Genomic DNA, 22,021 nt, shown 5'->3' on the forward strand with positions numbered 1-22,021 from the left:
CGGGATCGTAATGCCTATCGGGTATGCACGACATCTCCCTGATCACGAATCCGCCCGAGGACTCCCGCCCGTCGCACCGCCACCTAAGCACAACACACCGTACGTGTCACTGGCACAGATGGTTCAAGGATCCTCGCCGGAGCCGGACGCGTTCGCCTCGTGGTGATTTTCCCGGTCAGTGCGACGGGCGGGAGTCCTCGGGCGGATTCGTGATCAGGGAGATGTCGTGCATACCCGATAGGCATTACGATCCCGCATCGCGTTGACAAAGCACTGATACGGAAGCGACTGCCGTGGTTTACTCATCAAGACCTGGTCGCGCTCCCCGAGGGCGGGACCCGCAAGAGGTGAAAGAAAAACGACTGGTCGGCGGCGGGCCTGGCATTCGGAGCGCCGTCACCCGGCGCGATTGCGGCCGATGTGTAGTTGCATGGTCGGGGGCGAACACCGCGCGGGCGCGACGGCGCGGCTAGAGGGGGTGCAGTGGTCGAATCGGAGGTACGGGCCCGGCCCGACAACACCATCGCGGAAGGACGAGACATTAGCCAACGCGGTTTCCTGGGCTTTGGTCGTCGATCGTCAAAAGAATCCGAGCAGCAAGGCGGCCCTTCCAAGACCCGTCCGAAGACGAAAAGGGGCCCCGGGCTTTTCAGTTTCCTGGGCCGGCTGTGGATCCCGCTCGTCATCGTGGCCGTCGTCGTCGCCGGAGGCATGACCGTCTCGCGGTTGCATGGTGTCTTCGGCTCCGAGAAGCGCCCGAGCTACGCCGAGTCCCGGCAACAGGACACCAAGCCGTTCAATCCCAAGCACGTGAAGTACGAGGTTTTCGGACCCGCCGGCTCGATGGCCGACATCAGCTACTTCGACGCCAATGGCGAACCGAACCACATCAATGGCATCCCGCTGCCATGGACTTTCGACATCTCGACGACGTTGCCGTCGATCGTGGGAAATGTGGTCGCGCAGGGCAATAGCGATAGTCTCGGCTGCCGCATCGTGGTCGACGGTGTCGTCAAAGCCGAGAGGATCTCGCACGAATTGAATGCCTTCACCTACTGCGTGTTGACGGCAACATGAGCGCGCCCCCATTGGAGACCCAGCCGGCCGCGCGACCACGGATCGCGCGGCTCATCCATCGTTTGTCGGTTCCCATCATCTTGGGCTGGTTGGCGGTCGCCGTCCTCATCAGCATCGGCGTCCCGTCGCTGGAGCAGGTCGAGGCGGAGAATGCGGTGTCGCTGAGCCCGTTGGGCGCACCGTCTTTCAAGGCCATGGAACGCCTTGGCCAGGACTTCAAGGAAAGCAACTCCGGCGCCCTGGCGATGATCCTGCTGGAGGGCCAGCAGCAACTTGGCGACGACGCGCACAGGTATTACGACCGCCTGGTCAATCTGTTAGAAAACGATCACGCGCATGTGCAGCACGTCCAGAACTTCTGGGGCGACCCGCTGACCCGGGGCGCCGCGCAAAGCCAGGACGGCAAGGCCGCTTACGTCCAGGTGAACCTGAACGGTAACCAGGGTGCCGCCGCGGGTGACGAGTCCGTGGCCGCGATCCGGAAGATCGTGCAGGACGCTTCGCCACCACCTGGTCTGAAGGTCTATGTCACGGGCCCCGCGCCCATCGTCGCGGACATGAACATCGCGGGTCAAAAGACCGTCATGCTGGTGACGCTGGCCAGCCTTGCGGTGATCTTCTTGACCTTGTTGCTCGTCTATCGGTCGATCGTCACGGTCATTCTGCTGTTGTTGATCGTCGGCCTGGAACTGCAGATCGCGCGCGGGATGGTCGCGCTACTCGGTCATCTCGGGGTGGTCGGCCTCACCACGTTCGCCGTGAACCTGCTGGTAGCCGCCGTCATCGCGACGGGTACGGACTACGGCATCTTCTTCGTCGGTCGATATCAGGAGGCACGGCAGGCCGGTGAAACTCGCGAAGAGGCCTTCTATACGACGTTCAGCAGCGTCGCCAAGGTGGTGTTGGCCTCCGGCTTGACCATCGCCGGCGCGGTGCTCTGCCTCAGCTTCACCCGGCTGCCCTATTTCCAGCCGCTGGGCATTCCCTGTGCCGTCGGTATCTCGATCGCGGTCCTGGTCGCGATCACGCTGGGGCCGGCCCTCATCGCCGCCGGGGCGCGGTTCGGCCTGTTCGAGCCGCGGCGGGCGCTGTCGACCCGCAGATGGCGACGGATCGGCACGGCGATCGTCCGGTGGCCGGCGCCCATCCTCATCGCGTCCTTGGCCGTCGCGCTGATCGGGCTGCTGGCTCTGCCGAATTACCGACCCAGCTATGACGACCAAAAATTTATTCCGGCCAGCATCCCCGCCAACGTCGGGTACGCGGCCGCGGCCCGCCACTTCCCCGGTCAGCGCATGTCGATGCCCGAGATTCTGTTGATCGAGACCGATCACGATCTGCGCAATCCGACGGACATGCTGGTGATCAACAAGCTCGCCAAGGGCGTTCTGGCGGTTCCAGGAATTGCGACCGTTCAGACGGTAACCCGCCCCGAGGGAGTTCCGCTGCAGCACACCACGATTCCGTGGATCATCAGCATGGGCCAGGCGAGCCAGATGCAGAACATGGCCTTCCAAAAAGACCGCATGGACGACATGCTCACCCAGGCCAACGAGCTGGGGAAGATGATCGGCATCATGCAGCACATGCTGGACCTGATGAAAGAGCTCGTCGCCACGACGCACCACATGGTCAAGACGACGCACGAAATGCAGGACATCACATCGGATCTGCGGGATCGAGTGTCGGACTTCGAGGACTTCTGGCGCCCGATCCGCAGCTACTTCTACTGGGAAAAGCACTGCTACGACATCCCGATCTGCTTCTCGCTGCGATCCATTTTCGACGCGATCGACGGTGTTGACGAGATCAGCGACAAGCTGGGCGACCTGGTGAAGAACCTGGATCAGCTGGACGCGATCCTGCCGGAGCTAGTCATGCAGATTCCGCCGATGATCGAAACCATGTCCAGCATGCGCAACATGATGCTGACCATGCACAGCACCATGTCCGGCGTCATGGGCCAAATGGATTCCAGCTCAAAGGATCCCAGCGTCATGGGGCAGGCGTTTGACGCCTCCCGAAACGACGATTCCTTCTACCTGCCGCCCGGCATCATCAACGGCTCCGACTCCTTCAAGCGGGTCGAGAAGGTGTTGATGATGCCGGACGGCAGGGACGTCCGCCTGCTCATCTCGCAGCGGGGTGACCCGGCGACACCGGAGGGCCTCTCGCGGGTCGAACAGATCAAGACGGCGGCCGAGGAATCGCTCAAGGGCACTCCCCTGGAAAATGCCAAGATTTACCTGACCGGTACCGCGGCAATCACCAAAGATCTGGTGGACGGTTCCAAATTCGACCTGTTGATCGCCGGCGTAAGCGCGCTCTGCCTCATCTTCATCATCATGCTGATCATGACGCGAAGCTTTATCGCCGCCATGGTCATCGTCGGCACGGTGCTCCTCTCGCTCGGCGCGTCCTTCGGGCTGTCGGTGCTGGTATGGCAGTACTTGCTGCACATGCAGCTGCACTGGACCGTGCTTTCCACCTCCGTGATCGTGCTGTTGGCGGTGGGTTCCGACTACAACTTGCTATTGGTCTCCCGCATGAAGGAGGAACTAGGTGCCGGGATCCACACCGGCATCATCCGCGCGATGGGCGGTACCGGAAAGGTCGTGACGAACGCCGGCCTGGTGTTCGCGTTCACGATGGGATCGATGGTGGTCAGCGATCTACGCAGCATCGGGCAGACGGGTACGACGATCGGGCTGGGCTTGCTGTTTGACACGCTGATCGTGCGGGCGTTCATGACGCCTTCCGTCGCCGCCTTGCTGGGACGTTGGTTCTGGTGGCCACAGCTGGTGCGCCCCCGCCCGGCCAGCACGATGCTGCGGCACACCGGCCCGCGTCCGTTGGTGCGTTCACTGCTCCTGAAGCAGCCGCAATAGGTGGCGGCTTCCACTTCAGGATGGGAACAGCAACCGTGGGGAACACTGTGACACAGGGCAATAGCGTCGTCAGCCTGTCGAGGGCACTATGACCACGCACCCACCCCGGCCTTCGCGCTTCGCGCGGTCCATCCGCCACCTTGCGGTGTTCATCATCATCGGGTGGGTGGCGCTGACCCTGCTGGTGACGTTCGGGGTGCCGCGGCTCGAGATTGTGGGCCAACAGCATTCGGTGCCGCTCGCCCCCCAGGACGCGCCGGCGGTCCAGGCCATGCAGCGCATGGGCAAGGACTTCAAAGAGTCCGACTCGGACAGCTTCGCGATGCTGGTCCTGGAAGGGCAACAGCCGCTTGACGACAAGGCACACGCCTATTACGACAAGCTGGTCGGTGAATTAAAAAGCGACACAAAGCATATCGAGCATGTGCAGGACCTGTGGGGCGATCGTCTCACCGCGGCGGGCGCCCAGAGCCCGGACGGCAAGGCCGTCTATGTGCAGCTGAACCTGGCGGGCAACCAGGGCACCACCCTTGGCCAGGAATCCGTGGCGGCGGTCCGCGATGCCATCGCGCGCACGCCACCGCCTCCCGGGGTGAAGGCCTATGTCACCGGCCCCTCGGCGCTGTTCTCCGACATGCAGCTCGCCGGTGACCGGTCGATTTTGAAGATGACCATGATCGGCGCCTTGATCATCTTTGTCGTGCTGCTCATGGTGTACCGCTCGATCACGACCGTCATTCTGCTGTTGGTCACCGTCGGGATCGAGGTCTTCGCCGCCCGGGGTGTCATCGCCTTCATCGCCAATAACAATTGGATGGCGCTCTCGACGTTTGCCGTCAACCTCCTGGTGGCACTGGCCATGGCCGCCGGCACGGACTACGCGATCTTCTTCTTCGGCCGCTATCAAGAGGCGCGCCAGGCGGGTGAAGATCGGCAGACCGCGTATTTCACCACCTATCGCAGCGTCGCACCCGTCGTGTTGGGTTCCGGTTTGACCATCGCCGGAGCCATGCTGTGCCTCAGCTTCACCCGCATGCCCATCTTCCAGACCATGGGCCTGCCCTGCTCGGTGGGCATGCTCATTTCGGTGTTGATCGCCCTGACACTGGTGCCGGCGGTTCTGACCGTCGGAAGCGGCTTCGGCTTGTTCGATCCGACCCGGACGATCGGGTTCGGCCGGTGGCGGCGGATCGGCACGGCGATCGTGCGCTGGCCTGCGCCAATCCTGTGCGCGACCATTGCGGTCGCCCTGGTCGGCTTGGTGACGCTACCCGGCTACCAGACGAGCTACAACAACCGGCTCTACATGCCGGACAACGTTCCCGCCAACGTGGGATACGCCGCCGCAGACCGCCATTTCAACCAATCACGCATGATGCCCGAGATCCTGATGATCGAATCCGATCACGACATGCGGAACTCGGCGGATTTCTTGATCCTGCACCGACTTGCCAAGGCAGTCTTCGGGGTTCACGGCATCTCCCGTGTCCAGGGCATCACCCGCCCCGAGGGGACGCCGATCCAGCACACCTCGATCCCGTTCCTGCTCAGCATGCAACAAGCGACCATGAGTCAAGACATCAAGTACATGCAGGCGCGCATGGACGACATGCTCGTTCAGGCCGACATGATGGCCAAGCAGATCGAGATCATGAAGCGCATTTATTCGCTCCAGAAACGCATGACCGACATCACCCACGACTCGATCGTGAAGACCAAAGAAATGGCCGTCGTCCTTTGGGAACTCCGCGACAAAATGTCGGATTTCGAGGACTTCTTCCGGCCGCTACGCAGCTATTTCTACTGGGAAAAGCACTGCTACGACATCCCGATATGTTGGTCGTTGCGGCAGATCTTCGAGATTCTCGACGGTGTCGACACGCTCAGCGACAAGATGGTGGGTCTGCTCCAAGATCTCGATCACATGGACCGGCTGATGCCGCAGCTGCTCGAGCAGTATCCGCCGATGATCGCGATGTCCGAGGACATGCGGAACATGATGCTGACCAATCACAGCACCATGTCCGGAATCATCGGCCAGATGGATAGCAACGATAAGGACGCCACCGCCATGGGCCAGGCGTTCGACGATTCCAAAAATGACGACTCGTTCTATCTGCCCCCCGAGATCTTCGAGAATGCGGATTTCAAGCGCGCGATGGCGCAGTTCTTGTCGCCGGACGGAAAGGCCGCTCGCTTCATCATTTCGCACCGTGGCGACCCGGCAACGTCGGAAAGCGTGAACCGCATCGACAAGATCCGGCTGGCGGCCGAGGAGGCGCTCAAGAACACGCCGCTGGAAAACTCCAAGATCTACATCGCGGGCACGGCGTCGACATTCAAGGACTTCCGCGACGGCTCCACGTACGACCTGTTTATCGCAGGCATTGGTGCGCTGTGCCTGATCTTCATCATCATGCTGATTCTTACCCGAAGTTTCATTGCTGCCCTGGTCATCGTGGGCACCGTGACGCTGTCGTTGGGCGCATCATTCGGATTGTCCGTGCTGATTTGGCAGTACATCTTTGGCATCAAGTTGTACTGGATGGTGCTGCCGATGTCGGTCATTGTTTTGCTGGCGGTCGGATCGGACTACAACTTGCTGCTGGTGTCCCGTATGAAAGAGGAATTAGCCGGCGGCATTAACACGGGCATCATTCGTGCGATGGGCGGTACCGGTAAGGTCGTGACGAATGCCGGTCTGGTGTTCGCCTTCACCATGGCCTCGATGGTGGTCAGCGATTTGCGCATCATCGGTCAGGTCGGAACCACAATCGGCCTGGGTCTGATGTTCGACACCTTGATCGTGCGCTCGTTCATGACGCCTACCATCGCGGCGCTGCTCGGACGCTGGTTCTGGTGGCCGCAATTGGTTCGGCCGCGGCCGGCCAGCCTGCTGCTTCGCTCCGTGGGCACACGTCCGGCGGTGCGCACCCTGCTTCACCACGATGACGATATGGACGCTCCCACGGCGGAGATCCCGATCGCCCGGCCTACCGTCTAGGTGCTTTTCGTCGTTTCATTGCCCGGATAGCGGGGCGGTCGACGCCATCCGCGAAAGCGCGGCGAGAAAGATTGGAGGCCAATGATTTTGCTTGGAGCGCTCGGAGCTCCCCCGCTGCAAAACAATCGATACCGTCGGCATGCCGTTAAGCACCGTGAAATACTCGTACGGTGAGTCCACTAGCGATTGAGGTTGTAGGCCTCACAAAGACATTCGGGCGAAACACGCTCGCGCTCAACGGCGTGGACTTTTCCGTTCCGGCCGGGACGGTGTGCGGGGTGCTCGGCCACAACGGCGCCGGCAAGACCACCACGATCAACATCCTTTCCACGCTGATCCGCCCGAGCTCCGGCCGGGCCAGCGTCGCCGGGTATGACATCATCCGCCAGCCGTCCGAGGTGCGTGCCAGCATCGGGATGGCCGGGCAGTTCACCGGGATGGACCCCATGCTGACGGGCCGGGAGAACCTGGTGCTGTTCGGCCGGCTGCGCGGGCTGAACCGCAAGCGCGCTAAGGCCCGTGCCGATGAGCTGCTTGAGCAGTTCGATCTCGTCGCCGCCGCGGACCGGCGGCTGTCGACCTACTCCGGGGGCATGTTCCGGCGCGTCGACCTGGCCAGCGCCCTGGTGGTGCCGCCGCAGGTGCTCTTCCTCGACGAGCCGACGACCGGCCTGGACCCACGCAGCCGCCGCGACGTGTGGGCCCTGGTGAGTTCGCTGACGGTGCAGGGCATCACCGTGCTGCTGACGACGCAGTACCTGGAAGAGGCCGATGTGCTGAGCGACTCGATCGTCGTCATCGATCACGGACAGGTGATCGCCAGCGGCACCGCCGAGGAGCTCAAACGCGCGGTCGGTACCAGCTACTGCCAGGTGACGCCGGCCAACCCCGCCGACCTGCCGCAGGTGGCGGCGGCGCTGAACGGCCTCGAGGGCGTCGACATCGACAACGACACCAATTCGGTGTCGGTGTTCGCGCCGGATGGGGTGGCCACCCTGGTCGAGGTGTTCCGCCGAGTCGACGCGCTCGGGCTCGAACTCGCCGATATCTCGCTGCGTAAGCCCTCGCTCGACGAGGCATTCCTGCACCTGACCGAGCGAACCGTCACCCGATAATGAGCGCGCTGGCGGCCCTCACCGAACGTTCGCTGATGTCGGCAGCGCGCGATGGCGAGATGATCTTCGAAATCATCTCCCCCGCAGCATATTTGGCGGGGTTCAGTGTGGCGCTGCACGGCCTGATCGACACAGGGCCCGTCAGTTACACGCAGTATTTTCTGCCCGCAGTGGTCGCTCAATCGATGATTTTCGTCGGGCTACTCACCGCGGACCGCGCGGCGCGCGACCACCTGTTTGGGATCGGTGAGCGGATGCGGACCCTGCCCGTCCCCGCGGTGGCCACCGTAACAGCCCGCACCGTGGCCACCTTGATGCGCGGCGTCCTGTCCCTGCTGGTGGCGTTGATCACCGGCTATGCCTTCGGTTTTCGGATAACCGGGGGGTTGGGATACGCGGCAGCCTTCCTCGTCATCTCCTTGCTGCTGTGCCTGGCCGTCACGCTGGGCGCCGACGCGCTCGGTTCGAGCGCCAAGACTGTCCAGGGCGCCAGCCACCTCTTGTTCGTCCCTCAACTGTTGCTTTTCATGCTGTCCACCGGGATCGCCCCGGAGAAGACCTTTCCGGAGTGGCTGCGTCCATATGTTCGCAACCAACCGATTTCGCAGTTCGCCGAAGCCCTGCGCGGACTCGCCTCCGGGCACGTAGCGCTCGGTAACCTGGCGGCCACCCTGGCCTGGTGCCTGGGCATGGTGCTGGTCTTCGGCGCGATCACATTGCGCATGCAGAGGCGCGGCTAGTGACGCATCGCCTCGCGCCACACGGTTCTATGCTGATCCAAAGCTGGGTGCAGGCAGGCCGACTGTTGCTTCGATGGCGGCGCGACCAAGCGGTGCTCATGGGGTCTCTGCTCCTTCCCGTCTTTCTGCTGTTCATCTACAAGATCGTGCTGGGCGAGCAGGTGCAGAAGGTCACGGGTGTGGACAGCGTTTACGGGATCGTCCCCATGTGCGCGGTGATCTCCGGGCTGTTCGGATCCCTGGGCAACTCGGTCGGCATCACCATGGACCGGGAGTCGCGCCTACTCAGCCGGATGTGGGTGCTGCCGATTCACCGAGCCAGCGCGATCACCGGCTGGATCATCGCCGAGGTGGTGCGGACGTTCATCGGTACCGTCTTGATCACCGCCCTTGGGCTGGCAATGGGGCTGCGCTTCCTCCAAGGTTGGCCTGCGGCAGTGCTTTTCCTGTTTGTTCCGTCGATCGTGGTGACCGGGTTCACCGCTCTGGTGATGGCGATGGCTATCCGCAAGAATGGCCGCACCGCGATGACCTGGCTGCTGAGCGCCACTTTCGCGCTAACGTTTGTCAATCCCGGCGCCACTCCCATCAAGCTGTTTCCGGACTGGGCTCAACCATTGATCCGCATGCAACCGATTTCGCCGCCCATCGAAACGATGCGGTCCCTCGCTCACGGTGGCCCCATCGTGTGGCCATTGACGATAACGCTTGCGTGGGCCGTCATACTACTCGCGGTGTTTATGCCGGTAGCCTTGCGCGGCTATCGGCTGGCCGCCGAGGCCAGCGCGTAGTAGAGCGAGCTTCAGAGCGACATGGCTGAGGCGCTCAAGACCCGGGAGTAGCCGACGGAGCTGTCGAAAGGGATACCAATGAAAGCCGTTTTGTTGGCTGGCGGGTTTGGTACTCGCCTCAGCGAAGAAACCACGATCCGTCCCAAACCCATGGTGGAGATCGGCGGACGGCCAATCCTATGGCACATCATGAAGCTCTACTCCCACCACGGTATCCACGATTTTGTTGTGTGTTGCGGTTACAAGGGGTACGTAATTAAAGAATATTTTGCCAATTATTTCCTCCACATGTCGGACGTCACATTTGATATGTCCGCTAACAAGATGGAAGTCCACCGGCACCATGCGGAACCCTGGCGCGTGACGCTGGTGGATACGGGTGAGAACACACTGACGGGCGGGCGCCTCAAGCGAGTGGAAGCCTACATCCGGGATGATGAAGCGTTTTGCTTTACCTATGGTGACGGGCTGAGCGATGTGAACATCGGCGCGAGCATCGAATTCCATCGCCAACACGGCCGCCACGCCACGGTTACCGCGGTGCTCCCGCCGGGACGCTATGGGGCCCTGGAGTGCGCTGGCGAACAAGTTACGGGGTTCGTCGAGAAGCCGCGAGGCGATGGCGGTCTTATCAACGGCGGGTTTTTCGTCCTGTCGCCTTCAGTGCTCGATTACATTGAGGGCGACCAGACCTCATGGGAAGGCCCACCCTTGGCTCGTCTCGCTGCCGATGGCGAAATGATGGCGTTCGAGCATTCCGGCTTTTGGCATCCCATGGACACGCTGCGGGACAAGAACATGCTCGAAGAACTCTGGAGTGGCGGCAAAGCGCCGTGGAAATGCTGGAATTGAACGCTTTCGGATCGGCGTATCGAGGTCGCCGGGTGTTGGTCACCGGACATACCGGCTTCAAAGGCAGCTGGTTGTGTCTGTGGCTGCAATCGCTGGGCGCCGAAGTCACCGGTATCGCACTGGATCCGACGTCTGAGCCCAGTCATTGGAACCTGCTGCAACTAGCGATCCAGGATCACCGCATCGACATCCGCGACGAAGCGGAAGTCCGTCGGGTATTCGACACCGCAAAGCCTGAGATCGTATTCCATTTGGCAGCACAGCCTTTGGTCCGTCGCTCCTACCGCGAGCCGATCACCACCTGGGCCACCAACGTGATGGGCACCGCACATGTGCTCGAGGCCGTCCGTCACGCACCGGACGTACGTGCCATCGTCGTCGTCACGACCGACAAGTGCTACGAAAATCGCGAATGGCCCTGGGCATACCGAGAACGAGACCGCCTGGGGGGCCACGATCCCTACAGTGCGTCAAAGGCCGGCGCCGAATTGGTGGCCGGGAGCTTTCGGACCGCGTTTCTGCAACAGCCGTCGGCTCCGCTGCTCGCAACGGCCAGGGGCGGCAACGTAATTGGCGGCGGTGACTGGTCAGAGGACCGACTGATACCAGACCTGGTGCGCTCGGTCGCCGCCGGCGAGCCGCTCGTTATTCGCTCGCCGCACGCCACCCGACCCTGGCAGCACGTATTGGATTGCCTCAGCGGTTACCTGTTGCTGGGTCAGCGACTGCTGGCGGGTGACGCGGCCTGCGCCGACGCGTGGAACTTTGGGCCGGACGGCGAAGGAAATCGGACCGTCGAGCAGGTGCTCCACGATCTTGCGCACACCTGGCCGCAGCTGCGCTGGCAAGTGACATCTGATCCCCAGCCGCACGAGGCGCGCCTATTGCAATTGGACAGCGCCAAGGCGCGGATGCAGTTGGGATGGCGTCCAGTATGGAAGCTGGACCAGGCGATCCACCACACGGCCAACTGGTATCGGCTCCTGATGGAATCGGGTGCACTCCCGAGCGCTGGAGAACTGGCGGCCTATGTCGCCGATGCGGCCAGCGCGGGATTGGGCTGGGCGACAACATGAAGATCCTTGAAACGCCGCTAGACGGCCTCAAGATTGTGCAGTCGGTGCCGCATCGGGATGCCCGAGGGGCCTTCACCCGCCTCTTCTGCGCCGAGGAACTAGAGCCGGTCCTAGGCGAGCGTCAGATCGTGCAGATCAATCACTCCCGGACCAGCAGCGTCGGCGCCGTGCGCGGCATGCATTTCCAGCACCCACCGCACGCGGAGATGAAGATGATCCGCTGCCTTCGCGGGCGGGTCGTGGACGTCGCGGTCGACGTGCGCGCCGGATCCGCAACGTTCTTGCAGTGGCATGCCCAGGAGCTAGCCCAAGACGACGCGCAAATGCTAGTCCTCCCTGAGGGTTTCGCCCACGGCTTCCAGGTTTTGGAGCCCCACAGCGAGTTGCTGTACCTGCACACCGCGTTCTATAACCCTTCATCCGAGGGCGGGCTACGGCACGACGATCCGCGTCTCGCCATTACCTGGCCATTGCCGCCGCAAGACCTTTCACCCCGTGACCTTTCCCACCCGCTATTGGGTGCCGATTTCACCGGAGTCGCGTTATGAAATGCCGACACTGCGGCATGGCGTTGGAACACAGCTTTGTGGACCTGGGCTTTGCACCCCCCTCGAACGCCTACGTCTACGCCGAGGAGCTGTCCAACCCGGAGGTGCACTACCCGCTGCGGGTGAAGGTGTGTCACCGGTGCTGGTTGGTGCAAACCGAGGACTACGCCCAAGCTGAGGAATTGTTCAGCGCCGACTACGCCTACTTCTCCAGCACTTCGAGCAGTTGGCTCGATCACGCCGCCGGCTACGCGCGCATGATCACCGACCGGCTGCAACTTGGGCCCGAGAGTTTCGTCATCGAGGTCGCCTCTAACGACGGCTATCTTCTGAAAAACTTTGTGGCAGCGGAGATTCCCTGCCTGGGCATCGAGCCGACGGCAAGCACGGCCGCGGCAGCTGAAACGCTGGGCATCCCAGTCATGCGGGAATTCTTCGGTGAAGCCCTAGGTCGCCGGTTGGCAGATGAAGGACGGTCGGCGGACCTGATCGCCGGCAACAATGTGTACGCCCACGTGCCCGATATCAACGACTTCACCCGGGGATTGGCTGCCGCGCTCAAGCCAGAAGGCACTGTCACACTTGAATTTCCGCACCTTGTCCCGTTGATCAACCAGACCCAGTTCGACACGATCTACCACGAGCATTTCTCCTATCTGTCACTCACCGCGGTGGCCAGCATCTTCGCCGAAGCCGGCCTGCGCGTGTGGGACGTCGAGGAATTGCCGACCCACGGCCATAGCCTGCGGGTGTACGGGTGCCACACCGAGGCTGCGATCGTCACAACGAAGCGGGTCGCGGCGCTGCTCGCGCGCGAGGACGAGTTCGGCGTGACTCGGCTGGAGACCTACACCGAGTTCCAGAAGCGAACCGACCGGGTGAAGGACGATCTGGTGGCCTTCCTGATCGAACAGAAGCGTGCCGGCCGACGAGTGGCGGCCTACGGAGCGGCCGCCAAAGGCAACACCTTGCTGAACTACGCCGGTATCAGACCCGACTTGTTGCCCTACGTCTGTGATGCCGCACCGTCCAAGCAAGGGAAATTCCTGCCGGGAAGCCATATTCCGATCCGCTCGCCCGAGGCGCTGTGGGAAAATTCGCCAGACTACGTGGTGATCCTGCCCAGGAACATCGCTCAAGAAGTGCGGACGCAGCTGAAAGATCTTGTCAAAGGAGGCGCGGTTTTCGTGATAGCGGTTCCCGAATTGAGCTTCCTGTGAAGCCCCGTATCGCCTACACCAAGCCATCGATCACCGAACTCGAGGTTCGCTACGCCACCGATGCCGCGGCCAACGGCTGGGGCGAGCAGTGCTACGCATACATCGGACGCTTCGAGAACTCGTACAAGGAGCATCTCGGCGTCAAGCACGCGATCGCCACGTCGAGTTGCACGGGCGCACTGCACATGGGCATGGCTGCGCTCGGAATCGGGCCCGGTGACGAGGTCATCATGGCCGACACCAACTGGATCGCCTCGGCGGCGCCGATCGTCCACCTGGGGGCCAAGCCCATCTTCGTTGATATCCTGCCCGAAAGTTGGTGCGTCGACCCGGAATTGGCCGAAGCCGCGATCACACCGCGCACCAAAGCCATTCTCGCGGTGCATTTGTACGGAAACCTCTGTGAGATGGATCGCCTCTTGGCTATCGGAGAGAAGCACGATATCCCGGTCATCGAGGATGCGGCCGAAGCCATCGGTTCGATCTACCACGGCAAGCGCGCCGGTTCGATGGGCTGCTTTGGAACCTTTTCGTTTCACGGCACCAAGACGGTCACCACCGGTGAGGGCGGTATGTTCGTCACCGACGACGACGACCTATACGAACATGTCCTTACGCTGAGCAACCACGGCCGCGCGCGAAGCCAGACTAAGCAGTTCTGGCCGGACATGGTGGGCTTCAAGTACAAGATCTCGAATATCCAGGCGGCCATTGGTTGTGGGCAGATGGAACGCATCGAAGCCTTGACGTCGCGGAAGCGAGAAATCTTCCAGGCTTACAACGACGGGCTGGCCGGCGTCGAAGGCATATCGATGAACCCCGAGCCGGCGGGGACGCAAAACGGATTCTGGATGCCGACCGTCGTTTTCGACGAAGCGACGGGCATCACCGCAGCGGATCTGACCGCGGCCTTTGCCGCGGAGAACATCGATGCCCGGGTTTTCTTCCATCCGTTGTCGGTGATCCCACCATTCGCAGGATCGTCGGGAGGGAAGTGGTCCGGCGATATCCCAAACCGCGCCATCAACATTCCCAGTTTCCACGACATCACCGATGAGGAGCAGCGCCGAGTTATCGGCGTAATTAGGGAGATTCGCGGTGCATGAGAGCGCGTCCCGGCGATCGGAATCGATAGCCTGCGGGGTGACGTCCAGCAGGTCTACGTAACCTTGTCGATGGTAACCCTGGCCTCGTAAACGTCCTCGCCGTCGATGAAGCGGCAAGCAGGATGCGGAGGGAAGGTGCGGGCACGCAGGCGGTTCAGCACTTCTCTGGCCGTCGTCGGTGCATCGAGGTCGATGACGCTGGCCGGCTCGAGTTGCTTGCGATAGTGCAGGCTGCCGACGTCCGATTGCGAAATCCGGGGGATTTCGCCGTGCACGATCGTCGGAAGGGCTTCTTCAAAAAGCTCGACCATTTCGGTGAGGGCCTTCTGATATAGCGTTCCTCCCGTGTCAGACCAGGACACAGGTATTTCCTTCTGAAAGGCGATTTCGCCGGCATCGATCGCGGCATTTACGTGATGAAGTGTCACCCCAAAGGGTGCGCTTTCGACAATTGCCCAAAAATTAGGATCTTTTCCGCGGCAGTACGGGAGCAGACTTGGATGAGTGTTGAGAATGACTGGCGCCGCACCTAGGATCCTCTCTTTGAGCAAATACGGCCACCAAGCCAGGATGATGATGTCGAGCCGCCTTGACAGCAGCCAGTCCGCCCTCTCCGATTCGTCCTGTTCCTGCCAAAGTTTCGCTTCGCATCCCTCGGGAACGTCGAACTCACCGGGAATCGCCTCTTTGTCGGTTATCAACGCAACAACGCTTTCCGGCGCATAAGCGACTAATTTCTCGAGGATCGAATAGCCGACCTGCCCATCCGCAAAGATACCGATGCGCTTCGTTGCCACATCGCTCGATCGGTCGCTGCTCTCCATCTTCGTTGTCGATCAGACCGGTTTCTTTGCCACTTGGTGCGGAACGTCCGGGACGCGCTTCACGTCGTCCTCCGTCATCTCGTGTTAGCTCGGCACGATCTTTGCGTCGTCCTGAGATCGTAGCTAACGTCGTTCGCGCGGAGGGGCCCGCACGCCGGCAGCGATCGGGCCGGCAAAAAAGGACAGGCGCGCATCGATCTTCTCAGCGCTGACGGTTTCCTGCAATCGATCACGCATCACCCATAGACTCCTGGATCGCGATGTGACGCGTCGATCCGTTCTTGCGCAACACTCACCCGCACCTGGCTCGCATCTCGTACTTCGGGCCAGTTTTCGGGCCGGCACGGCTTCCCTGGCCCGGTCTCGGCTAGAGCGCAAGGATTAATGTCGCATTGTCGCCAACGAGTTGAACAGCGACGAAGATCGTGGTCCGTCCCTTGGCGCGACTTCCGGGTGCGGACACTGCCGGCTCGAATCGCCAGCGTCTCGGGTAGGAAGACACTGAAAATCGACACAAGTATCATCCTCACCGGCGGGCTCGGCTCTCGACCCAGCTTGAGCTGAGGCCCTCTAAACCACCTTAGGAGCGGGAACGTGGCCGAACACACTCAGACAGAACATCAGCGGAGCGTGGTCGAGAATGTGGAGGCTCTCGCCAAAGACCAAGAAATCGCTCGCCTAACGTCCGAATGGACCGATCGAAGCCTCACGCGCCGCTACTCGTACAACTTCGAGTGGCTCGGCCGGCCTATCATCCAATACCCGCAGGACATGGTCTGTCTACAGGAGTTGATTTGGAACGTTAAGCCTCGTGTGATCGTCGAGACAGGAATCGCGCATGGAGGTTCTTTGATCCTCAGCGCTTCCATGCTCGCGCTGCTCGACGTGTGTGACGCGATCACCGATAACGCATCTCTTGACGTGCGTGCTTCCAGCCGGCAGGTCATCGGCGTCGATATCGAGATACGGCCTCACAATCGGGCTGCGATAGAAGCCCACCCCATGTGCCAATACATTTCGATGATTGAAGGATCCAGCATCGAGCCAGACATAATTCAACAGGTTCACGATCTGGCGCGCTGCGATGGTCCAGTGCTCGTCTGTCTCGACAGCAACCATACGCATGAGCACGTCCTCGCGGAATTGTCGGCCTATGCACCTCTAGTGACGCCGGATAGCTATTGCGTAGTTTTCGATACCATCATCGAGGACTTGAGCGCGGACAAGTTCCCCGACCGGCCGTGGGGCCCTGGCAACAACCCGAAGACGGCAGTCTGGGAATTTCTCAAGTCGCATTCCGAGTTCGAGATTGACCGCAAAATCCCGCAAAGGTTACAGGTAACCATGGCACCGGACGGGTATCTGCGCCGCTTGCACTAACGCCGCCAAGGGAATTGGGACTAGTCTTGATTTGACCTCCCACGGAGGCTTCACAGACGGGCCTTGCGCGGGAGATCGCCACAGCTCCCAGGTAGCTCGCGGAAGTCCGCGTCCCAGCCCCATGACGTCACACATGGCGGAGTCGTTGGTTTCGTAACCACTCCACACGGTCCCAGATCTCGACAGGTTTGCGGCAGACGTATGGGCCAACGTCGAAACGCGTGCGAGAGGAGGCGCTCCGGCGGCGCCGGTACCGGCCGAGGCAGAGCACCTTCTGCTGGCGCTCAGTCTGGCGCCCGAGGTTCGGAAACTGGGCCTCGACCACGAGGACCTTGAGGCGCTTACTGCTGAGGTTTGGCACCGGCAACTCGCGGCCGGGCGTTTAGATGGCCGGGACGCGCAGGAGAAGATGCTCGCCCTCGACTGCACGTCGGCACTATTTGATACTGCGCAACATTCCGTTGCCCATCAGCCTGGGCGCCGAGCGGCCTTGTACCGCAACAACGCGCTGAATGCTTTCCCATAGGCCCCGTGCCAGTTGAGTATCACGAGCCGAAACAATAGTGACACCCTGTCGGTCAGAGGGAAAGACTTGGCCAATTTGAGCGCATAGGCCGAGAAAGTGAAGAACGGCAGTACAGCTTCGATGCGACCATTACTGAAAACACGCCATGCGTCTGGGCGGCTACTCGCTCCCGCCGCACCGAGTTCCAACCAGCCGTCATCGGTTCGATTTATATTTCCACGCGAGGCAAGGAACAGATCGATCGCCCAATCTGCCGCCCAGAATGACTGACCAACGACATCACATTGGCGCAGGATTGCGGTCCGAACCACGGAATAGTACACAGCGTGAGATTGCCAGCAATGGTCCAAAAAGCCCGCAAAGCGTTCGCCAGGAGTGCCGACAAGCGAGAAGGTGACATTGTCCGCTTCAGCCTGGCCCTCGAACCTGTTCGGGCAGGTTGACGCTACATAGTCGACATTTTCATCCAGGAAGTTGACATTCAATTCCAAGAAATTGCTTGACCGCGTATCGTCTGCTGCAAGCCAGTGAAAATATTCACCGGCTGCTTTATCCAAAACGAATTTAAAATTGGCAGCGGCGCCGATATTACTTTCCTGGCAAAAGTATTTTATTCGCGGATTGGCTGCAGCCATTTCTCGACAGATTTGAGCTGTATTATCCGTGGACGCATTGTCAGAGATGATCACCTCGTAGTCACGGAACGACTGAGAATTTATAGATCTGAGAGCCTGCTCAAGAGACGCCTCGCCATTGTACACGGGAATGCCGATACTTATTCGAATTTTGCCATTCACGTTGATATCTTTCTGCGCAGGAACCCGCGTGGCGCTACCGAGATTATCAGTTTGTTTTCCATGGAGTCATCGATCTCGAACTCCGAATGGGTCTCAAGGTACTTCCAAACGACGGTTTTCGGGTTGTCACCGTGTCCCCAGGGAAATCCGGATGGGCACCAACCGGCAGGTCTTCGACAATCGTCGCCGCAATATCCTGCGGGCGTCCAAGCGCGGCAAAATGGTATAAGTATCGAGCACTAGTGGACGCGGAAATCCATTGAGGAGAAAGGAGAGTAAGCTCTTGGAGTTTTCCCTGTTCGGCGAATTCCTCGGAACATTCAGCGACAACTCTTTCGTGCCCCTTCAAGGGCGCTTTCCTATCTCAATTCGCACTTCGTACTCTTCTCCCTGTCCCAAAACCAGCATCCTCGAACGGCTCAGCATAACTTCGCCGCACAAACGCCTGCGCCGCCATGTGGATCACCAGAGCCGGGTTGTGCGATGCGCAATGACTCCACAAGTTTAACGGTTCTTCCGAAATGAGAGTGTGTAGTTGGGCGGTTGATCACGGCGGTTGCGTGTCGCTGAGTTGAGGTGGGGCCTCGGTGGGTGACGATTCGGGTTCCTACACTCGACCACAACAACACCGACAAACAGAGACCCGGCTGACCGCCCTGTTCTCCATCGATGCCCATGCCGAGGTCGAGGCCACCTGGACGATGTATCAGCGCACCGTTGCCGCCTATCGGCACCCCGACGGCAAGACCGGCCGCACCATGATGGCCGCGCTGATCACCACGCTGAGCGCCGGCGTCCCCAGGCCTCTGCAGGAAGTCATCACGTTCGGGCGGACGCTGAAAGGGCGTGCCGCTGACATCCTGGCCTACCTCGACCGGCCCGGGCACTTCCAACGGGCCGACCGTAGCAATCAACAGCCGCCTCGAACACCTCCGCGGCTCAGCCCTCGGCTTTCGCAATCTCACCAACTACATCGCCAGATCCCTACTGGAAACCGGCAGATTCAGACCCCGACTACACCCCCGATTGTGAAGAGCCGTCAAACCCCTGCGCTCAGCCACCATCGACATCAACGGTGTGATCGCCACCTACCCACCGGCAATCGCCCCGAGGTCGAGGCGATCCTCAACGCCCTGAAAACCGGAAACTTAAGGCACTAAACCGAATGACCCAACTCGGGAAGCCAGCGGTTAAGCGTTCGGGTCCACGATTGCCGCTCGACGAAGGAAGAGAATGGCAACAAGCATGCGCTACTGCTGTGCTCGCGCCTTCGATGCGGCTCTGGACCTGATCAGCAAGGCGCGCGACGCCAGTCGACGGTTCTCCTTCTTTCGGAAGAACGACAGCATCCGGCTGCAAGTCTCCCAGGCGGCTACCCAGAAATACATTGGCAGCCGCTTTCTGAACTCCCTATCGGTGCTCTGCCTCATACTGAGCCCGGTCATGTCGTTGTATTCCGCTATGACGGTGTCCATGTATCGGGTCACCAGCGCCGGGTTGGAGAAGCAGCGGATATTGAAATCCCAATCAGCCCAGATCGGATAGCGCAAGTTGTAGGGGCCGATGCCGTCAAAGAGCTTCCGGCGGTAAAAGATTGACTGATGGCACAGGTTCGTCTCAAACAGCAGACGATCGAGATCGAAGGCGCCGGCATGGCGGGCCCCGGTTGAGCGCATGACGACATCGCCATAGACCAGGTCGCTGGGCTCATGGCTACGAATGAAGTCGGCCGCGAACCCCAGAGTGCCCGGCTCAAGCAGAGTGTCGTCGGATCCCAGGAAGAGCAGCCATGCCCCGGTCGCCATGGCGACGCCGCGATTCATGGCATCGTAGGGGCCCTGGTCCGGGCCACTGTGGACGACCAGACGTTCACCGAGGGCTGTGCCAAAACTGTTCGCGATGTCGAGGGTTCCATCTGTGGAAGCACCGTCGACGAGTACCAGTTCATAGTCGGTGTACGTCTGGCAAGTGATGCTTTCAATGCAGGCCTGCAGAGTCGCGGCCGAGTTAAATGTGGGGACGATGATCGAAAACATCGGCGCAGTCATGACGCTACTTCACGGCTTTCCACTGGGCGTGGGTCCGGGCGTTAGGCACTTCATATGAATTCGACTCAGACGGCAAAAACGGGCGGCCCGCGCGATCAAACGAACCTGATCCAGCAATTGCATCGCATAACACTAACATGCGAATGCTCGCGAAGAATGCCCTTGGGGAACTGACGATCCAGGTATACGTCTCGTACGCGCTCTATTGCCGCGCGGCCGCCACGTTCGCCCGATACCACGCTACCGTTGCCTCAATACCCTCGCGCAGTGGGGTTTTGGACTGCCAGCCCATGCCCCGCAACGTTGAGATATCCAGCAGCTTACGTGGTGTCCCGTCCGGTTTCGTTGAGTCCCAATCCGTTTCGCCGGTATAGCCAACCGCGGCGGCGACCATATCCGCGATCTCACTGATGCTGTGGTCGACACCGGTACCCACGTTGACGTGATCCGGGCCGTCAAAATATTCGAGAAGGTACAGGCATGCACTGGCTAAGTCATCGACGTGCAGCAGCTCTCGCCGTGGGTTCCCGGTGCCCCAGTTCGTCACGCTTGGGGCTCCGGTCGCCTTCGCCTCCTCGTATCTGCGGATGAGGGCCGGCAGCAGGTGCGAACCCGAAGGGGAAAAATTGTCGTCAGGTCCGTAGAGATTGGTTGGCATCGCCGAAATCCATGCTAGGCCGTGTTGACGCCTAACTGCCTGCACCTGAAGGATTCCGGCGATCTTCGCGATTGCGTAGGAGTCGTTTGTCGGCTCTAACGAACCGGTGAGCAGTGCGCTCTCCGGGATGGGCTGCGGAGCGAATTTCGGGTAGATACACGAGGAGCCGAGGAACAGCAACCGTGGCACCCTCGCGGCCACCGCAGCATCAAGCAGGTTGACCTGGATCTGTAAGTTCTCGGACAGGAAATCGGCGGGATAGGTGTTATTCGCCATGATGCCGCCGACCCTGGCCGCGGCGTCGATGACGACCTGCGGCCTCGCCCCGACAACAAAATCAAATGTCGCGGCCCGGTCCATCAGGTTGAGTTCATTATGCGACCGCACAAGAAGATTGGTGAACCCTTCGGCCTGAAACCTGCGCACCAGGGCGGATCCGACCAACCCCCGGTGCCCCGCGATGTATACCGGCGACGTGCGGTCAAGGATGCCGATTGCAGAGTTCATACCTCGAGTCATTTCCAGCCGGCGAGGACCGGCTTATCGATCCATGGTTTTCCGTCACATTCCAACGCTTCGATGTCCGCGTCCACCATGATCCGCGCCAATTCACCGCTGTGCACGGAAGCCTTCCACCCGAGCGATTCGGCGGCGTTGGTGGCATCACCGATCAGCGAATCCACTTCGGTGGGCCGCAGATAGCGGTCGTCAAATTTCACATACTTCTGCCAGTCGAGGCCGGCATGGTCGAAAGCGGTCTGAGCGAACTCGCGCACGGTGTAACCGCGCCCGGTCGCCAGGACGAAGTCTTGGGGGTCGGCCGCCTGCAGCATCCGCCACATCCCCTCAACATATTCGGGCGCATAACCCCAGTCGCGAACGGCATCGAGATTGCCGAGGTAGACGTCTGACTGGATGCCGGCTTTAATGCGTGCAACTGCTCGCGTGATCTTCCGGGTAACGAATGTTTCACCGCGCCTAGGTGATTCATGATTGAACAGGATGCCATTCACCGCGAACAAGCCGTAGGCTTCGCGATAGTTGCGTGTGGCCCAGTAAGAGAAGACCTTTGCGGCACCGTATGGCGAACGCGGATAGAACGGCGTCTGCTCGTCCTGCGGCGGCGGAGACGCACCGAACATCTCCGACGAGGATGCCTGGTAAAAGCGGCAGTCGATTCGAGAAAGGCGAACGGCTTCGAGCAGTCGGATCGATCCCATGCCCGTGGTATCGCCGGTGTGTACCGGTTCGTCAAAGCTGACACGCACGTGCGACTGCGCAGCAAGGTTGTAAACCTCGTCGGGGTCGATGGTGCTCAGCAAAGTCACCAAGCGGGTGCCGTCGGTGAGGTCGCCGTAGTGCAAGAGCAGT

General features: G+C 60.8%; 18 protein-coding genes and 1 pseudogene. 13 read left to right on the forward strand and 6 right to left on the reverse strand.

Annotation, left to right across the window (positions count from 1 at the left end; genetic code table 11):
- The first annotated feature begins 657 nt into the window (after window positions 1-657).
- The 11 genes from A9W96_RS21600 to A9W96_RS21650 all read left to right on the forward strand — a co-directional run bounded on the left by A9W96_RS21600 (window position 658) and on the right by A9W96_RS21650 (window position 14,417).
- The gene (locus A9W96_RS21600) at window positions 658-1,077 is read left to right on the forward strand and encodes an MmpS family protein (protein ID WP_066871599.1); all 420 of its coding nucleotides are present in this window, start codon (window positions 658-660) and stop codon (window positions 1,075-1,077) included.
- Entirely contained in the window at window positions 1,074-3,965 is a 2,892-nt protein-coding gene (locus tag A9W96_RS21605; RefSeq protein ID WP_067142907.1) for an RND family transporter, read from the forward strand. Before A9W96_RS21600 ends, A9W96_RS21605 begins: the two co-directional genes overlap by 4 nt.
- A gap of 88 nt (window positions 3,966-4,053) precedes the next feature.
- Window positions 4,054-6,969, forward strand: coding sequence for an RND family transporter (locus tag A9W96_RS21610; RefSeq protein WP_067142910.1), 2,916 nt, complete (start codon window positions 4,054-4,056; stop codon window positions 6,967-6,969).
- A 170-nt stretch (window positions 6,970-7,139) separates the two neighbouring features.
- Window positions 7,140-8,084 (forward strand): daunorubicin/doxorubicin resistance ABC transporter ATP-binding protein DrrA, encoded by a 945-nt coding sequence (locus tag A9W96_RS21615; protein ID WP_067142913.1) that lies wholly within the window; start codon window positions 7,140-7,142, stop codon window positions 8,082-8,084.
- A complete protein-coding gene (locus A9W96_RS21620; protein WP_067142916.1) occupies window positions 8,084-8,824 on the forward strand; it encodes an ABC transporter permease in 741 nt (246 codons plus the stop codon). Before A9W96_RS21615 ends, A9W96_RS21620 begins: the two co-directional genes overlap by 1 nt.
- Window positions 8,824-9,615 carry an ABC transporter permease gene (locus A9W96_RS21625; protein ID WP_231999770.1) on the forward strand — a complete coding sequence of 264 codons (792 nt, stop codon included), beginning with the start codon at window positions 8,824-8,826 and terminating at the stop codon, window positions 9,613-9,615. Before A9W96_RS21620 ends, A9W96_RS21625 begins: the two co-directional genes overlap by 1 nt.
- Window positions 9,616-9,693: 78 nt before the next feature.
- The gene (gene rfbF / locus A9W96_RS21630; protein ID WP_067142919.1) at window positions 9,694-10,467 is read left to right on the forward strand and encodes a glucose-1-phosphate cytidylyltransferase; all 774 of its coding nucleotides are present in this window, start codon (window positions 9,694-9,696) and stop codon (window positions 10,465-10,467) included.
- Entirely contained in the window at window positions 10,455-11,543 is a 1,089-nt protein-coding gene (gene rfbG, locus A9W96_RS21635; RefSeq protein ID WP_231999776.1) for a CDP-glucose 4,6-dehydratase, read from the forward strand. Before rfbF ends, rfbG begins: the two co-directional genes overlap by 13 nt.
- A complete protein-coding gene (locus A9W96_RS21640) occupies window positions 11,540-12,091 on the forward strand; it encodes a dTDP-4-dehydrorhamnose 3,5-epimerase family protein (protein WP_067142925.1) in 552 nt (183 codons plus the stop codon). Before rfbG ends, A9W96_RS21640 begins: the two co-directional genes overlap by 4 nt.
- Window positions 12,088-13,311: a class I SAM-dependent methyltransferase gene (locus A9W96_RS21645; RefSeq protein ID WP_255362989.1), complete on the forward strand. Its 1,224-nt coding sequence runs from the start codon at window positions 12,088-12,090 to the stop codon at window positions 13,309-13,311. Before A9W96_RS21640 ends, A9W96_RS21645 begins: the two co-directional genes overlap by 4 nt.
- Window positions 13,308-14,417: a DegT/DnrJ/EryC1/StrS aminotransferase family protein gene (locus A9W96_RS21650; protein WP_067142931.1), complete on the forward strand. Its 1,110-nt coding sequence runs from the start codon at window positions 13,308-13,310 to the stop codon at window positions 14,415-14,417. Before A9W96_RS21645 ends, A9W96_RS21650 begins: the two co-directional genes overlap by 4 nt.
- Window positions 14,418-14,470: 53 nt before the next feature.
- Here the strand turns inward: A9W96_RS21650 and A9W96_RS30680 are convergent, their stop codons facing one another.
- A complete protein-coding gene (locus tag A9W96_RS30680) occupies window positions 14,471-15,241 on the reverse strand; it encodes a formyltransferase family protein (RefSeq protein ID WP_231999772.1) in 771 nt (256 codons plus the stop codon).
- Window positions 15,242-15,835: 594 nt separating this feature from the next.
- Here A9W96_RS30680 and A9W96_RS21660 point away from each other — a divergent pair.
- Entirely contained in the window at window positions 15,836-16,621 is a 786-nt protein-coding gene (locus A9W96_RS21660) for a cephalosporin hydroxylase family protein (RefSeq protein WP_067142934.1), read from the forward strand.
- A gap of 468 nt (window positions 16,622-17,089) precedes the next feature.
- Here A9W96_RS21660 and A9W96_RS30685 read toward each other — a convergent pair whose 3' ends face one another.
- Window positions 17,090-17,944 (reverse strand): glycosyltransferase family 2 protein, encoded by an 855-nt coding sequence (locus A9W96_RS30685; RefSeq protein ID WP_231999774.1) that lies wholly within the window; start codon window positions 17,942-17,944, stop codon window positions 17,090-17,092.
- Entirely contained in the window at window positions 17,941-18,177 is a 237-nt protein-coding gene (locus tag A9W96_RS33415) for a CmcI family methyltransferase (RefSeq protein ID WP_197499601.1), read from the reverse strand. Before A9W96_RS33415 ends, A9W96_RS30685 begins: the two co-directional genes overlap by 4 nt.
- A 408-nt stretch (window positions 18,178-18,585) precedes the next feature.
- Between A9W96_RS33415 and A9W96_RS30695 the strand changes: the two are divergent.
- A pseudogene (locus A9W96_RS30695) lies at window positions 18,586-18,976 on the forward strand (transposase); the annotation flags it as partial.
- A gap of 218 nt (window positions 18,977-19,194) precedes the next feature.
- Here A9W96_RS30695 and A9W96_RS21665 read toward each other — a convergent pair.
- The 3 genes from A9W96_RS21665 to A9W96_RS21675 all read right to left on the reverse strand — a co-directional run.
- Window positions 19,195-19,992, reverse strand: coding sequence for a glycosyltransferase family 2 protein (locus tag A9W96_RS21665; RefSeq protein WP_067142937.1), 798 nt, complete (start codon window positions 19,990-19,992; stop codon window positions 19,195-19,197).
- 202 nt (window positions 19,993-20,194) lie between these two features.
- Window positions 20,195-21,157: a GDP-L-fucose synthase gene (locus A9W96_RS21670; protein WP_067142948.1), complete on the reverse strand. Its 963-nt coding sequence runs from the start codon at window positions 21,155-21,157 to the stop codon at window positions 20,195-20,197.
- Window positions 21,158-21,165: 8 nt separating this feature from the next.
- The coding region (locus A9W96_RS21675; protein WP_067142940.1) for a GDP-mannose 4,6-dehydratase at window positions 21,166-22,021 on the reverse strand (856 nt) is incomplete at its 5' end.

It is taken from the genome of Mycobacterium sp. 1245852.3 (assembly GCF_001669335.1).
Taxonomy (GTDB): Bacteria; Actinomycetota; Actinomycetes; order Mycobacteriales; family Mycobacteriaceae; genus Mycobacterium; species Mycobacterium europaeum_A.

What these genes read in the sequence shown, in the direction of transcription:
- A9W96_RS21620 (WP_067142916.1), top strand. Translation starts at nt 8,084, where the DNA reads ATGAGCGCGCTGGCGGCCCTCACCGAACGTTCGCTGATGTCGGCAGCG.
- A9W96_RS30680 (WP_231999772.1), bottom strand. Translation starts at nt 15,241, where the DNA reads ATGGAGAGCAGCGACCGATCGAGCGATGTGGCAACGAAGCGCATCGGT.
- rfbG (WP_231999776.1), top strand. Translation starts at nt 10,455, where the DNA reads ATGCTGGAATTGAACGCTTTCGGATCGGCGTATCGAGGTCGCCGGGTG.
- A9W96_RS21670 (WP_067142948.1), bottom strand. Translation starts at nt 21,157, where the DNA reads ATGAACTCTGCAATCGGCATCCTTGACCGCACGTCGCCGGTATACATC.
- A9W96_RS21640 (WP_067142925.1), top strand. Translation starts at nt 11,540, where the DNA reads ATGAAGATCCTTGAAACGCCGCTAGACGGCCTCAAGATTGTGCAGTCG.
- A9W96_RS21665 (WP_067142937.1), bottom strand. Translation starts at nt 19,992, where the DNA reads ATGACTGCGCCGATGTTTTCGATCATCGTCCCCACATTTAACTCGGCC.
- A9W96_RS21645 (WP_255362989.1), top strand. Translation starts at nt 12,088, where the DNA reads ATGAAATGCCGACACTGCGGCATGGCGTTGGAACACAGCTTTGTGGAC.
- A9W96_RS21610 (WP_067142910.1), top strand. Translation starts at nt 4,054, where the DNA reads ATGACCACGCACCCACCCCGGCCTTCGCGCTTCGCGCGGTCCATCCGC.
- rfbF (WP_067142919.1), top strand. Translation starts at nt 9,694, where the DNA reads ATGAAAGCCGTTTTGTTGGCTGGCGGGTTTGGTACTCGCCTCAGCGAA.
- A9W96_RS21605 (WP_067142907.1), top strand. Translation starts at nt 1,074, where the DNA reads ATGAGCGCGCCCCCATTGGAGACCCAGCCGGCCGCGCGACCACGGATC.